This window comes from Marimonas lutisalis, assembly GCF_005434965.1.
In the GTDB taxonomy this organism is placed as follows: Bacteria; Pseudomonadota; Alphaproteobacteria; order Rhodobacterales; family Rhodobacteraceae; genus Marimonas_A; species Marimonas_A lutisalis.
On record NZ_SKCI01000001.1, the window covers coordinates 1434043 to 1447612 of the forward strand.

Below are 13570 nucleotides of genomic sequence, written 5' to 3' on the forward strand. Positions count from 1 at the left end.
TCTCCTGCTCTCGGGCTTGTTTGTTGCTCCTTTGTTCTCACTTTTGTTCCGGTCTGTAAAGAACTTTTTAAGAACATTCGTGAACTTTTCGTGATTCGGAAGGCTAACCCACTGAAATCAAACGAATTGCCTGATCCTGTTCCATCAGCCAGAGAAGAACACGCGCCGCCCGCCCGCGTTCCGTGTCCAACTCCGGATCATCCGTCAGCAGTTTGCGCGCATCCGTCTGTGCCACCGCCAACAGGGCCGCCTGGTTTTCCATGTCGGCCACCCGAAACCGAGGCAGACCCGATTGCGCCGTGCCGATCAGGTCACCGGCGCCGCGCATCTCCAGATCCACTTCCGCGATCCTGAACCCGTCCTCGGTGTCGCGCAGCGTGGTCAATCGGCGCTCGCCGCTTTCGCTCAGCGGCGCCTGGTACATCAGAAGGCATGTCGACGCCCCCGATCCGCGCCCGACCCGCCCGCGCAGCTGATGCAGCTGTGCCAGGCCGAAAATCTCAGCCCGTTCGATCACCATGATCGTAGCGTTGGGCACGTCGACGCCGACCTCGATCACCGTAGTCGCCACCAGAACGCTGGTTTCTCCGCGCTGAAAGGCCGCCATCGCCGCGTCCTTTTCGGCCGGCGGCATCTGGCCATGCACCAGCCCCACCCTGCCCTCACCCAGGGCGGCCCGCAGGTGTTTGAAACGCTCTTCGGATGCGGTCAGGTCGACGCTCTCGCTCTCTTCGACCAGCGGGCAGACCCAATAGGCCTGCTTGCCCTCTGCCACCGCCTTGCGCAGATGATCTACCACCTCGTCCATCCGCACGGTCGAGACCATCGCCGTCTTGATCGGTTGCCGTCCGGGCGGTTTTTCATCCAGCACCGAAACGTCCATATCGCCATACTGCGCCAGCGCCAGGCTGCGCGGTATGGGTGTGGCCGTCATCACCAGAACGTCGGCCCCGGCGCCCTTCTTGCCCAGCTCCAGCCGCTGGCGCACACCGAAACGGTGCTGTTCATCGACAATGGCCAGTCGCAGATCGTGAAATTCCACGTCTTTCTGGAAAACCGCGTGTGTGCCCACCAGGATCTGGATATCGCCACGCTCCAACGCCGCCAGCTTGGCCTTGCGCTCGGCCCCCTTGTCGCGCCCGGTCAGGATTTCCACCACCACGCCCGCGCTTTCGGCCAGCGGGCGCAGCCCATCCAGGTGCTGCCGCGCCAGGATTTCGGTGGGGGCCATCATCACCCCCTGCCCGCCCGCCTCCACGGCAATCAGCAAGGCCATGAAGGCGACAAGCGTCTTACCCGCGCCCACATCCCCCTGCAGCAGCCGGTTCATCCGTTGCGGCTTGCCCATATCGGCGGCAATCTCGTTGATCGCCCGGGTCTGCGCCCCGGTCGGCCGAAACGCGAGGTTCTCCAGCACCCTTGCCTGCAGTTTGCCCGTGCCATGGCTTTCGCGCCCCTTGGCGCGCCGCAGCTTCGCGCGCGCGAGCGCCAGAGTCAGCTGATGCGCCAGGAATTCGTCATAGGCCAGCCGTTCGCGGGCCGGCGCGGTGGCGGCCAGGTCGGCCAGTGACGTGGGCGCATGCGCAGCGCCGACCGCCTCGTGCCAGTCGGGCCAGCCGGCCTTGGCCTTTTGCAGCGGGTCGATCCATTCCTGCAACTCCGGCGCCCGCTCAAGGGCCGAGCGTGCGGCCTTGGCCATGGTTTTCTGCGTCACGCCCGCGGTCAGCGGATAGACCGGCTCGAAGGCGGGAATGTCCCCGGCTTCCTCGGGCAGCACGACGTGATCGGGATGCACCATCTGTGCGATCCCGTCGAACAGCTCCACCTTGCCCGATACCACCCGTTTGCTGCCCGTGGGCAGGATGCGGCGCAGGTATTCATCGCGGGCATGGAAATAGACCAGCTGGAACCCGGTCTGCGCATCCTCGACATTGATGCGATAGGCCCCGCCCCGGCTGCGCGGATGGCGATGCTGGCCCACCGTCACCTCGACCGTCAGCGTCGCCGGCAGATCGGCCCCCTGCACGCTGGCGCGCCGCCGCCGGTCGATCACCGAATAGGGCAGCGTGAACAGCATGTCGCGCGGCTTGTCGATATCGATCTGCGCCAGGTGCTTGGCAATCTTCGGCCCAACACCTTCCAGCGTCTCGATATCCGCAAATAGCGGGAACAGGGGTTCCGGCCGCTTGCTCATAGCCCCTCGATCATCTCAAGCCAGGTGTCCTCGTCGATCATCTCGACGCCCAGTTCTTCGGCCTTTTTCGCCTTCGATCCGGCCCCGGGGCCGGCGATCACCAGGTCGGTCTTTTTCGACACGCTGCCCGACACCTTGGCGCCCAGGGCCTCGGCGCGCGCCTTGGCTTCGGCGCGGGTCATCTTCTCCAGCGTGCCGGTAAAGACCAGCGTTTTGCCCGCAACAGGGCTTCCCGCGGCCTGCACCTGTTCGGCAGGTTCGATCTCCAGATGCGCGACCAGCCGATCGATGCTGGCCCGCTCGGCCTCCTGCGCAAAGGCGGTCACCAGTGATGTCGCCATCACCGTGCCAACCCCGTCGATGTTCATAAGCTCGTCCCAGGCCGGCCCTTCCAGCGGCGCGGCCTTTTCCATCGCCTGTTCGAAGGTCTCCCAATCCCCGTAGTGCTGCGCAATCAGCCGCGCCGCGGCTTCGCCCACATGCCGGATGCCAAGCGCAAAAAGAACGCGGGCAAAGCCGATGCTGCGCCGCTCGTCGATGGCATTGAACAGGTTGCGCGCACTGGTTTCGCCCCAGCCATCCCTGTTCTTCAGCCGGGCGAGGTTTCTTGTATCCCGTTCTTCCAGCGTGAAAATATCCGCAGGCTCGCGGATGGGCAGCACCTCGTCGGCATAGAACATCTCGATCTGCTTGGCGCCCAGCCCTTCGATGTCAAACGCCTTGCGACTGACGAAATGCTTGAGTTTTTCCATCGCCTGCGCCGGGCAGATCATCCCCCCGGTGCAGCGCCGCACCGCGTCGCCTTCCTCGCGGATCGCCTCGCTGCCGCATTCGGGGCAGACCGTGGGGAATTCGTAAGGCCGGGCATCTTCGGGCCGTTTCGACAGGTCCACATCCGCCACTTTCGGGATCACATCGCCTGCGCGGTACACCTGTACCCAGTCGCCAACGCGAATATCCTTGCCGTCGCGGATCTGCTCGCCCGAGCTCGACCGGCCCGCGATGTAATCCTCGTTGTGCAACGTTGCATTCGAGACCACCACGCCGCCCACGGTGACCGGGTGCAGCCGCGCCACTGGGCTCAGCGCGCCAGTCCGGCCAACCTGGATGTCGATCGCCTCCAGCCGTGTCCAGGCCAGTTCGGCGGGAAACTTGTGCGCAATCGCCCATCGCGGCGTGGTCGAGCGGAACCCCAGCCGTCGCTGCAGGGTCAGGTCGTTGACCTTGTAGACCACCCCGTCGATGTCATAGCCCAGCGTCGCGCGCTGTTCCTCGATCGCACGATAGTGGCGCAGCATGTCGTCCAGCCCGCTGCACAATTCCGTCAGCGGGTTCACATCGAAGCTCAGGCTTTTCAACCGCGCGATGGCCTCCATCTGGGTCTCGCCCAGCGGTTCGCTCAATTCGCCCCAGGAATAGGCGAAGAATTTCAGCGGCCGGTCGCGGGTGATCGCCGCATCCAGTTGCCGCAGCGATCCGGCGGCGGCATTGCGCGGATTGGCGAAGGTTTTGCCGCCGCGTTCGGCCTGGCGTGTGTTCAACGCCTCGAAATCGGCGTGGCTCATATAGACCTCGCCGCGCACCTCCAGAATGTCGGGCGCGCCCTCGAGCCGATGCGGAATGTCATCGATTTCGCGGGCATTGGCGGTCACGTTTTCGCCGGTCTCGCCATCGCCGCGCGTTGCCGCCGTCACAAGCTGCCCGTTCTCATAGCGCAACGACAGGCTCAGCCCGTCAATCTTCGGCTCGGCCGTATAGGCGATGGTGTTCTCGATGCCCAGGTAGCGCCGCACACTCTCGTCGAATTCTGTCACGTCGGCGTCTTCGAACGCATTGGCAAGGCTCATCATGCGGACGGCATGGCGTACCTTGGAAAACCCCTCGGCCAGCTCGGCGCCCACCTGATCGCTGGGGCTGTCGGCGCGTTTGAGATGCGGAAAGCGTGTTTCGATTGCCTGGTTTCGCGCCTTCAGCGCATCATAGGCAGCGTCCGTAATCTCCGGGGCGTCATGCGTGTGATAGGCCGTGTTGGCGGCCGCGATTTCCTCGGCCAGCCGCGCCAGTTCCGCCTCGGCTTCGGCCGCGCTCAGCTCCTCTACCGGCTTCTCGCTGTTCACTGTCGCCCCCCGCGCCTGTCGGCATCCTTCCGCCGCCCCGTCAGGGAAGGTGATAGCACGCCGCGCGTCAAGGTCCAGACCAACCAGGCAGTCTCCCGGCAGCGGGTCCCGGGCCTGCCCAGTCCGTCGCCTGCCGGTTCTTTGCCCGTCACCTTCTTTGCCCGTCACCTTCTTCGCCCGGCATCCTTCGATGTCGCGGCCCTGCAGCGCCATGTTTATGATCCGCGCCGGCGAAACCCTGGCCGCAGATGAAATGTGCCGCGCGGGACAAACCCGCGCGGCACAGATTCGTGAGTGGTTTTCTTTCCGGCGCAGCGGCCCGGGCGCGCGGCGCTCTGCGGCAGTTGCCTAGGCCCCCATGGCGATCTTGCGGTTCGGTTGATTCAATTCGCCCGGGTCGCGCAGAACATAACCGCGGCCCCAGACCGTCTCGATGTAGTTTTCCCCTTCCGTCGCCGTGCTCAGCTTCTTGCGCAGCTTGCAGATGAACACGTCGATGATCTTCAGTTCCGGCTCGTCCATGCCGCCGTAAAGATGGTTGAGAAACATCTCCTTGGTCAGCGTCGTGCCCTTGCGCAGCGACAGCAGCTCCAGCATCTGGTATTCCTTGCCCGTCAGGTGCACGGGTCGGCCGTCCACCTCCACCGTCTTGGCATCCAGGTTCACGCTGATCCGCCCGGTCTTGATCACCGATTGCGAATGCCCCTTCGAGCGCCGGATGATCGCGTGAATCCGCGCGACCAGTTCCTCGCGGTGGAACGGCTTGGTCAGGTAATCGTCCGCACCGAAGCCGAATCCCTTGAGCTTGTTTTCCGTGTCATCCGCGCCCGACAGGATCAGGATCGGGGTATCGATCCGCGCCATGCGCAACTGTCGCAGCACTTCATGCCCGTTCATGTCTGGCAGGCCGAGGTCGAGAAGGATCAGGTCGTAATCGTAGAGCTTTGCCAGATCTATGCCTTCCTCGCCCAGGTCCGTCGTGTAGACGTTCAGGTTCGCGTGGGTCAGCATCAGTTCGATGCTCTTCGATGTCGTGGGATCATCTTCGACCAGCAGCACACGCATATTGATTTCTCCGATTCAATGCCTTTGTCGGAATTAAACGTGAACAAAAATGGTTAACCACAAGTTACCGACGTAAGAAAAATATACGATACCCGCTAAGGTTGTCTATATTTTTGCAAAAAGGTCGCCTTGAGCGCCTGCTCACCATGATCGTTCACCGCGGATAGCCACTCAAGGAATTCCTCCTGGCTGATGCCGTAACGCTGCATCGCCTCGTCCTGCGTGATCAACCCGTATGTCACGCCGCGCACCACGGCCGCCTTGCGGCTGGCCACCCAACGAACCGTGCCCTCGGGTGGCAGATCGCCCCGTGACATCACCGAACCATCGGGAAGCGTCACCGCCCTTGGCCCGTCCACTTTCTTCAGATACATCGCCACACCTCGTCCTTGCGATGGCATATTGATGCATCTTCCCGCCTTAACGCCGGATGAAACCGGTCCTTGAGAGTATCTAGGATTTTCCTATATTCCCCTATGTCTCACAGGAGCTTTTCCATGTCCCTCGATGCCACGCCCCCGCTCAACTCGCTGGGGATCGCAAAACCCGTCTCCGAAACCCGCGTGGTCGTTGCCATGTCGGGCGGCGTGGATTCCTCGGTCGTCGCCGCCATGCTCGCCGAGGAAGGGTATGACGTGGTGGGCGTCACGCTGCAGCTCTACGATCATGGCGCGGCACTTGCCAAGAAAGGCGCCTGCTGCGCCGGCATCGACATCCACGATGCACGCCGCGTGGCCGAGGAAATGGGCTTTCCCCATTATGTGCTCGACTATGAAAACATCTTCCGCGACGCGGTAATCGACGAATTTGCCGACAGCTACCTTGCCGGCGCCACGCCGGTGCCCTGCATCCGCTGCAACGAGAGGGTCAAGTTCAAGGACCTGCTGGAAACGGCCCGCGACCTCGACGCCGATTGCATGGCCACCGGCCACTACATCCAGCGCAAGATGGGCCCGCACGGGGCCGAGTTGCACACCGCTGCAGACGCCGGCCGCGATCAAAGCTATTTCCTGTTTTCGACCACCCGCGAACAGCTCGACTTCCTGCGTTTCCCGCTCGGCCACCTGAAATCCAAGGACGAAACCCGGGCGCTTGCGGAAAAATACGGGCTGTCCGTCGCATGGAAACCCGACAGCCAGGATATCTGCTTCGTCCCCAATGGCGACTACGCCAGCGTGATCGAGAAACTCCGTCCCGGCGCCGCCGAGCCGGGCGAGATCGTCGATATCGATGGCAATGTTCTCGGAACGCACAAGGGCGTGATCCACTATACGATCGGCCAGCGCCGCGGCCTCGGCATCGGCGGGCTCAGCGATCCGCTCTACGTGGTGAAACTCGATGTCGACAATCGTCGCGTGATCGTCGGCCCGAAAGACATGCTCGCCACCCGCACAGTTCCGGTGCGCGAAGTGAACTGGCTGGGCGATGATCCGTTCGAAGCCGTCGCCACGCGCGAAATCTCGATCAAGGTCCGCTCCACGCGCCCGCCGCGTCCCGCCATCCTGCGCGCCCTGTCGCCCACCACCGCCGAAGTCGAGCTGCTCACCCCCGAGGAAGGCGTCTCCCCGGGCCAGGCCTGCGTGTTCTACGAAACCGGCGGCACCCGCATCTTCGGCGGCGGCTGGATCCACGCGGGCTGAGGCTGTCACCGCCACGCTCGTTCATCTTGCTGAAAATATCCCGGGGGGTCTGGGGGGCTGGCCCCCGTGTCGGCCCTCACATCCGCGCGAGAACCGCCCGGGCCGCGCGCAGCCCCGGTGCCTCTCCGCCACGGCCCAGTCGCTCCATCGTCAGGTCCAGCGCGGCCAGCTGCGCCCCGGGGTCGTCCAGCATCGCGTCAAGCGCGTTTGCCATCGCCTCGGGCTGACAGGCCGGCCCCAGGAATTCCGGCACCACGCGGCTCTCGCTGACCAGGTTCACCAGTGTCACCGTATCGATCAGGGCCATGCGTTTCATGATCTGCCAGGTCAGCCAGGCGAAATCATACCCGATCACCATCGGCGTCCGGGCTGCCGCCAGCTCCAGGGAAACTGTGCCCGACGCGGCCAGTGCGCCATCCGCCGCGCGGAACGCCACGCGCTTCTGTGCAGCGAAGCTCTCTGCGGTCTGCCCCCTCGGGTCGAGCAGCACAGGATCGCCCGCCCAACCCGCGACGGACTGGGCCAGCAGTTCGGCCACCGGCGCGGCGGCTGGTACGACAACCCGGATACCCGGCCTTGCGGCGACGAGCCGTGCCACGGTTTCGCCGAACCGCTGGGCCAGCCGCTCCACCTCGCCCCTGCGTGATCCGGGCAAGACCAGCAGAACCTCGCCTGTCAGGCCATAAGCGTCGCGAAATGCTCTCACCTCGGCGTCGCTTGCCACCGGTTCGTTCACCACTGGATGCCCCACGAAATCACAGTCCATCCCCACGGCTTCCATATAGGGCGGCTCGAACGGCAGCAGCGCTAGCACATGATCGACATACCGCGCCATCTTGCGGGCCCGACCCGGACGCCATGCCCAGACCGATGGCGCCACGTAGTGCACCGTGCGGATGTCCGAGGCCGCCTTGACCCCCTTGGCCACGCGCAGCCCGAAATCCGGCGCGTCGATGGTGATCAGAACATCCGGTTGCCAGTCCAGCACCGCTTGCACCACCTCGTCTCTGCGGCGAAACAGGTGGCGCAGTTTCGGCAGCACCTCGGCCAGCCCCATCACCGAAAGCTCTTCCATCGGGAAAAGGCTGGCAAGCCCGTGCGCCGCCATCCCCGGCCCGCCCACGCCACGAAATTCCACCGCCGGCACCAGTTCGCGCAGGCCCGCCATCAGCGCCGCGCCAAGCCGGTCTCCGGAAACCTCGCCTGCGACCAGGAATATCTTCATGCCGCCTCGCGCACCCAGAGAAACATGTTCATCGCATCCAGGATTTCGATCACCTGCGCCTCATCCAGCACGATCACCCCGCCCGCCTCGATCACGATGCCGTCGAAGCCGGCTTCGGCGGCCCGGATCGCCGTGGCGGGGCCGATCGTCGGCAGGTCGGCGCGCCGGTCCTGGCCCGGTTTCGGCCCCTTGAACAGGATCGCGCCGGCTCCCGGTGCCTCGTGCGCCTCTCTGGCAATGCGCCCAAGCCAGTTGCGCGCGTCCTCAGTCAACCCACCGGTCGCGTCGAACGCCGTTGAGAGCAGGTCTGCCCCATTCGGGCCGTCATGCATCAGCGCGAATCCGGCCAGCATCGCATCCGTGCCGCGCTCATCTTCGCGTGCCAGAACGTGCCCCTTGCGCAGCACGCAGGCCTGGCCCTGGTCGGCCGCGCCCAGTTCGGCTAGCACCCGGTCGCCCAATGCGGCGTCGGCGCGGTGCCCGTCACGGGGATGGCGCGCGGTCGGCACCCCGGCACGGGCAATGATATCCGGCGCGATTTCGTGTGCCGCCCGAATGCTGAATCCGGTTTGCTCGAAAAGCTGCAGGATCACGCGCAACGCCCCGTCGTCGCCCCGGGCCAGCGCCTCGGTGAACAGCGGCACCAGCGGCCGGGTTTCGTCATCCAGCTTTTCCGGGTCGAGCTCGGGGCGCTCGATGGCGCCGCAAAAACACACCTCGTTCACGCCGCGCTCGCCCAGGTTCAGCAACAGCGTGCCCAGCGTCTCCAGTCGAAAACACAGATCGACGGGCAGGTGGTCCGGCGGGCTGCCCTCAAGCGCACAGACCAGCGGCGGTTGCTCCAGCGCGGCGGCCACCCGGTCGGGCAGGCTGCCCCGCCCTGCGATCAGCGCCAGCATCTGCTCAACTCGGCGTCAGGAAGGACCGATCGCTGCCGCCGGTGATGAACTCGACGATCTGGCGCACATAGGCGCTGTCGGTTTCCTCGCCCAGGCGCCTGGCGCGATCCTGGAACGCACCTTCGCCCTGCGCCAGCATCTGGAACGCGGCACGCAGAGCGGTGATGTCCGAGCGCTCCACCCCGCGGCGTTTCAGCCCGATCAGGTTCAGCCCGTCCAACTCGCCCCGCGGCCCCTGCACAAGGCCATGCGGGATCACGTCATTGGTGACCATGCTCAGCGCGCCGATGATCGCGCCCTGCCCGATCCGCACCCATTGGTGCACGCCGCACAGCCCGCCGACGATCACGTCGTCCTCGATCATGCAATGACCGGCGATGGCCGAATTGTTCACGATGATCACCCGGTCGCCGATCGTGCAGTCATGCGCGATGTGACAGCCCGCCATGAACAGCCCGTCATCGCCCACCCGTGTGATCCCGCCACCACCCTCGGTTCCGGTATTCATCGTCACGTGTTCGCGGATACGGTTGCGCGCGCCGATCTCCAGCCGGGTTTTCTCGCCCTTGAACTTCAGGTCCTGGGGCACCTCGCCGATCACCGCAAAGGGAAAGATCTCGGTGTCCTCCCCGATGGTGGTATTGCCCGTCACCACCACGTGGCTTTTCAGGTGCACACCGCGCCCCAGCGTCACGCCGCTGCCCACGAGGCAGAATGGCCCGATCACGCTGCCCTCGCCGATCTGCGCGCCATCCTCGATGATCGCACTGGAATGGATCTGGCTCATGCCGCTCACTCCTTGGGCAGGTCCATCATCGCGGTGAACTCGGCCTCGGCGGCCATCTCGTCCCCGACCTTGGCCACGCCCGTGAATTTCCAGACCTTCGCGCCGGGTTTGCCGCGCACCGTTTCAAGATACATCTCCAGCACGTCACCCGGGCCCACCATGCGGCGGAATTTGCATTTGTCGATCGACATGAAATAGACCAGCATTTCCTTGTCGGCCATGTCCAGGGCCGTGCCGACCATCACCGCGGCCGTCTGTGCCATGGCTTCAACGATGGTCACGCCCGGCATAATCGGCTTGCCCGGGAAATGGCCCTGGAAATGCGGCTCGTTCATGGTCACATTCTTGATTCCCCGGGCCGATTGATACCCCTCGATATCCTCGACACGGTCAACCAGCAGGAACGGATAACGGTGCGGGATGATACGCTGGATCAGGTCGATATCCGCGCGGGCTTTCTGGCTCATGTCGGTTCCTCTCACTGGGCTCTGCCGATGCCCTAGCAACTCTGCGATCACGGGGCAAGCGCCTCCGCGGTCTCACTCCTGCGCTGTGGGCTGTGCCGGATCGGCGGGCGTTGTCTGCGGCGCCTCGAGCGCCTGTCCGTCGCCGATGGCATCGTCGATACGCGCGACCGCAAGGTCGGTCACGTTCACCACGTCCGTGCTCAACAGCACCGTGCGCGAATCCAGCAGAACCGATGCCCCGCTTTCACGCATCAGCGCCTCCAGCACCGGGCGCGCCACGCCCAGGAAACGCCGCTGCGCGTTGTCGCTTTCCTCGGCCAGCCTGCGCGCCTTGGCCTCTTGCTCGTTGCGAATGCGCTGTACCTTGGCGTCAAAGGCGTCGGCCTCGGCGCGAAACGCCTCCGGGGTCATCTCGGCACGTTGCTCTGTCAAAGCCTTTTCTTCCGCCGTCAGATCCGCCTCGATCTGACGGTTCTCGGCCGATAGCACAGCGCTTTCGGCTTCCAGTTCCGCCGCCACCCGGCGCCCGAACAGCGTCTCTGCAAAAAGCCGGTTCGTATCCACCACCAGGATCGCGCTGTCGGGCAGGCCCAATTGCTGCGCCTGCGCCAAGACAGGCACCACCCCAAGGAAAAGCGCGGCGATCACGCCGCGCAGTTTGGCATATGCAGCCACCGCCATATCCTCAGAAATCGGCGGAAATGGTCACCTCGAACTGCTGTTCGATGTCCTGCGGCTGCTTCTTGAGCGCCCGTGACCAGTTCAAACGCAGCGGACCGACCGGGGTATCCCAGAATATCGACAGGCCTGCCACATGACGTACCGGACCGTTGGTGTAGATGGTATTCGCGTTGGTCGTATCCAGTCCCCAGACCGAGCCGATATCGTAGAAAACACCGCCGTTGATCCCGTATTCCTCGGGCAGGCCCAGCGGGAACTGCGCTTCGAACTTCGCCGTGGCATAGAAGTTGCCGCCAAGCGCATCGTCCACCACGCCGGGCACGTATTCACGCGGTCCGATCCCGTCATAGGCAAATCCGCGAATGACGTCGCTGTTGAACAGGAAGCGCTCGGTCACGCGGCTGGATTGCCCGCTCTTGTAGTTCACCATGCCACCGGCCAATGTCGCCCGCAGCGTGACTTCCTCGTTCAGGATCTTCGTCTCGGCGATGATCCGGCCCGACGACCGGACAAACTCGGCCTGTCCGCCAACGCCACCGAAATCCTGAGCGAACTCCAGCAGGACACCCGCATTCGGGTTCAGCCCGGTCAGCCGCGAGTCATACGAGAAGGTATAGCCAAGCGAGCTCGCGGTGCGCTTGCCCGCGGCGGCCTCGCCCGCCAGGATCGCGCCGTTGCCGATGTAATTGGTGATCTGGGTCTGGTCCAGCTTGTAGTTCACGCCAAAGCGCGATCTTTCGCTGATCGGGAACTCCAGGCCGAACCCAAGGCGCGCTTTGCTCGTGTCGAACAGAGAGTTGTAACCCTCGGTCTCGAGATAGCCGATGTCGAAATAGAATTTCACGTTGCGGCCCAGGAAGGCGGGTTCGGCGAAATAGAACCCGTAATTCGCGTTGTCTTCGGCCCCCGAGATCGAGAAGCGCACTTCCTGCCCACGACCGAGGAAATTCAGTTCCTCGAACTTCACGACCAGGCCGAACCCGGTTTTCGACGAGAACGCGCCGCCGAAGGACAGCGAACCGGTCGTCGTTTCCTCAAGGTTGACATCGACGATCACCTGTTCCGGGCTCGATCCCTCGCGCGCCTGCACGTCAGCGTCCGAGAAATACCGCAGCGCGCGGATGCGTTCGGCGCTCTCGCGGATCTCACGCGGGTTGAAAGGGTCGCCCTCGACGATACGGAACTGCCGCCGAACGACACGGTCCAGCGTGGTAGCGTTGCCTTCGATATCGATGCGCTCGACGAACACGCGCGGCCCGCGTGTCAGCACGAACTCGACATCCAGGGTCAGATCGCGGTCATTGCGCGTGATGCGCGGTTCGACGCGCAGGAAATCAATGCCCTTCTTGATCGCCAGGCGTTCCATCCGCGCAATCGAGTTCTCCACCAGGGTCGGCGTGTAGACGACGCCCGGGCGCACTTTCAGGATCGCGTGGAACTCGTCCGCGTCGGCCTCGTCCATTTCACTGACGGTCGTGATTTCGCCAAAGCGGAACTGCTGGCCTTCCTGCACGTTGAAGGTCAGGAAATAGCCGTCGCCTTCACGCGCCAGCTCGGCATTCACCGACGTGGTGCGGAAATCGATGTATCCACGGCTGAGATAGAAATCGCGAAGTACCTGCTGGTCGAACTGCAGGCGGTCTTCCAGGAAGGTGTCCGACTTGATCAGGAACCGCAGGGCCCCGGCCTGCTTGCTTTCCAGCACGCGCCGCAGGCGGCGGTCGGAATACACCTGGTTGCCGACGAAACCGATCCGTTCGATCTCGACGATGCCGCCTTCGAAAATCTCGAACACCAGGTCGACGCGGTTGTCGCTGCGCCGGATGATCTTCGGCGTCACCCGCGCGGCGGTGCGGCCATTCTGCAGGTAGGCCTCTGCGATCGTCTCGGCATCGCGTTCGGCCTTGGTCGGCGAAAACACCAGCCGCGACCTGGATTCGATATAACTGGCAAGCTCCACGTCCTTCAGGCGTTTGTTGCCTTCAAAGCTGATGCGGTTGATTGTCGGGAATTCTTTCACCCGGATCACCAGGCGGCTGCCCTGTGGCTCAATCGACACGGTTTCGAACAGACCGCTGCCCAGAATGCGCTGGTAGGCGTCGTTCAGTTCGGCTGCCGACACCTGTGTTCCACGGGCGATTCCCGCGTAACTCAGGATTGTTCCGGGCTCGATCCGCTGGTTTCCTTCGATCGCAACCGAGGTGAAGCGATACGATTGCGCCTGCGCGGGTTCAGGCAACGACGCGAAAGCTATTGTTAAACCAAGGAAAATGGCACCAAGTGCCAGGTGGATGGTTTTCGCTTGCTCGATAAGACCGATTTTACGGCCCCTTTTATACTGCATCATGTGGCCAACCCGATGAGACACCCCAATTACTGCCTCAGTAAAGCCTATCATGACACTTGTCAAAAATGCAAAATGCACCCCGCCGGGGGTGCATTATCATGGCGCCTGTAATCGGACCGATCGTTCTTTCCGGCCCGTCGGGCGCGGA

General features: G+C 63.8%; 11 protein-coding genes. 1 reads left to right on the forward strand and 10 read right to left on the reverse strand.

From position 1 onward, the window contains the following. Positions 1-103: 103 nt before the first annotated feature. The 4 genes from recG to sciP form a co-directional block, all read right to left on the reverse strand. On the reverse strand, positions 104-2194 hold the full coding sequence (gene recG, locus E0501_RS06890) for an ATP-dependent DNA helicase RecG (RefSeq protein ID WP_137700573.1): 2091 nt from the start codon (positions 2192-2194) through the stop codon (positions 104-106). Next, entirely contained in the window at positions 2191-4311 is a 2121-nt protein-coding gene (ligA, locus tag E0501_RS06895) for an NAD-dependent DNA ligase LigA (protein WP_193555875.1), read from the reverse strand. Before ligA ends, recG begins: the two co-directional genes overlap by 4 nt. A gap of 348 nt (positions 4312-4659) precedes the next feature. Beyond that, positions 4660-5376 (reverse strand): response regulator transcription factor CtrA, encoded by a 717-nt coding sequence (ctrA, locus tag E0501_RS06900; protein WP_137700575.1) that lies wholly within the window; start codon positions 5374-5376, stop codon positions 4660-4662. Positions 5377-5471: 95 nt separating this feature from the next. Further along, positions 5472-5750, reverse strand: a complete 279-nt coding sequence (gene sciP / locus E0501_RS06905; protein ID WP_137700576.1) for a CtrA inhibitor SciP — start codon at positions 5748-5750, stop codon at positions 5472-5474. A gap of 123 nt (positions 5751-5873) precedes the next feature. Here sciP and mnmA point away from each other — a divergent pair, with 123 nt between their 5' ends. Continuing rightward, positions 5874-7016, forward strand: coding sequence for a tRNA 2-thiouridine(34) synthase MnmA (gene mnmA, locus E0501_RS06910; RefSeq protein ID WP_137700577.1), 1143 nt, complete (start codon positions 5874-5876; stop codon positions 7014-7016). A 76-nt stretch (positions 7017-7092) separates the two neighbouring features. Here mnmA and lpxB read toward each other — a convergent pair whose 3' ends face one another. From lpxB to bamA, 6 genes are all read right to left on the reverse strand, one after another. Next, the gene (gene lpxB, locus E0501_RS06915) at positions 7093-8241 is read right to left on the reverse strand and encodes a lipid-A-disaccharide synthase (RefSeq protein WP_137700578.1); all 1149 of its coding nucleotides are present in this window, start codon (positions 8239-8241) and stop codon (positions 7093-7095) included. After that, complete coding sequence (locus E0501_RS06920) at positions 8238-9140, reverse strand: LpxI family protein (RefSeq protein ID WP_137700579.1); 903 nt, start codon at positions 9138-9140, stop codon at positions 8238-8240. The genes lpxB and E0501_RS06920 overlap by 4 nt, the downstream gene beginning before the upstream one ends. Before the next feature lie 4 nt (positions 9141-9144). After that, positions 9145-9927, reverse strand: coding sequence for an acyl-ACP--UDP-N-acetylglucosamine O-acyltransferase (gene lpxA, locus E0501_RS06925; RefSeq protein WP_137700580.1), 783 nt, complete (start codon positions 9925-9927; stop codon positions 9145-9147). A 5-nt stretch (positions 9928-9932) separates the two neighbouring features. After that, positions 9933-10394 (reverse strand): 3-hydroxyacyl-ACP dehydratase FabZ, encoded by a 462-nt coding sequence (gene fabZ / locus E0501_RS06930; protein WP_137700581.1) that lies wholly within the window; start codon positions 10392-10394, stop codon positions 9933-9935. Between the two features lie 72 nt (positions 10395-10466). Beyond that, positions 10467-11075 (reverse strand): OmpH family outer membrane protein, encoded by a 609-nt coding sequence (locus tag E0501_RS06935; RefSeq protein WP_137700582.1) that lies wholly within the window; start codon positions 11073-11075, stop codon positions 10467-10469. A gap of 4 nt (positions 11076-11079) precedes the next feature. After that, the gene (gene bamA, locus E0501_RS06940) at positions 11080-13422 is read right to left on the reverse strand and encodes an outer membrane protein assembly factor BamA (protein ID WP_407943402.1); all 2343 of its coding nucleotides are present in this window, start codon (positions 13420-13422) and stop codon (positions 11080-11082) included. Between the last annotated feature and the right edge of the window lie 148 nt (positions 13423-13570).

Coding starts and splice junctions, on each gene's coding strand:
- recG (WP_137700573.1), bottom strand. CDS start 2,194: ATGAGCAAGCGGCCGGAACCCCTGTTCCCGCTATTTGCGGATATCGAG.
- ctrA (WP_137700575.1), bottom strand. CDS start 5,376: ATGCGTGTGCTGCTGGTCGAAGATGATCCCACGACATCGAAGAGCATC.
- sciP (WP_137700576.1), bottom strand. CDS start 5,750: ATGTATCTGAAGAAAGTGGACGGGCCAAGGGCGGTGACGCTTCCCGAT.
- mnmA (WP_137700577.1), top strand. CDS start 5,874: ATGTCCCTCGATGCCACGCCCCCGCTCAACTCGCTGGGGATCGCAAAA.
- lpxB (WP_137700578.1), bottom strand. CDS start 8,241: ATGAAGATATTCCTGGTCGCAGGCGAGGTTTCCGGAGACCGGCTTGGC.
- E0501_RS06920 (WP_137700579.1), bottom strand. CDS start 9,140: ATGCTGGCGCTGATCGCAGGGCGGGGCAGCCTGCCCGACCGGGTGGCC.
- lpxA (WP_137700580.1), bottom strand. CDS start 9,927: ATGAGCCAGATCCATTCCAGTGCGATCATCGAGGATGGCGCGCAGATC.
- fabZ (WP_137700581.1), bottom strand. CDS start 10,394: ATGAGCCAGAAAGCCCGCGCGGATATCGACCTGATCCAGCGTATCATC.
- E0501_RS06935 (WP_137700582.1), bottom strand. CDS start 11,075: ATGGCGGTGGCTGCATATGCCAAACTGCGCGGCGTGATCGCCGCGCTT.
- bamA (WP_407943402.1), bottom strand. CDS start 13,422: ATGATGCAGTATAAAAGGGGCCGTAAAATCGGTCTTATCGAGCAAGCG.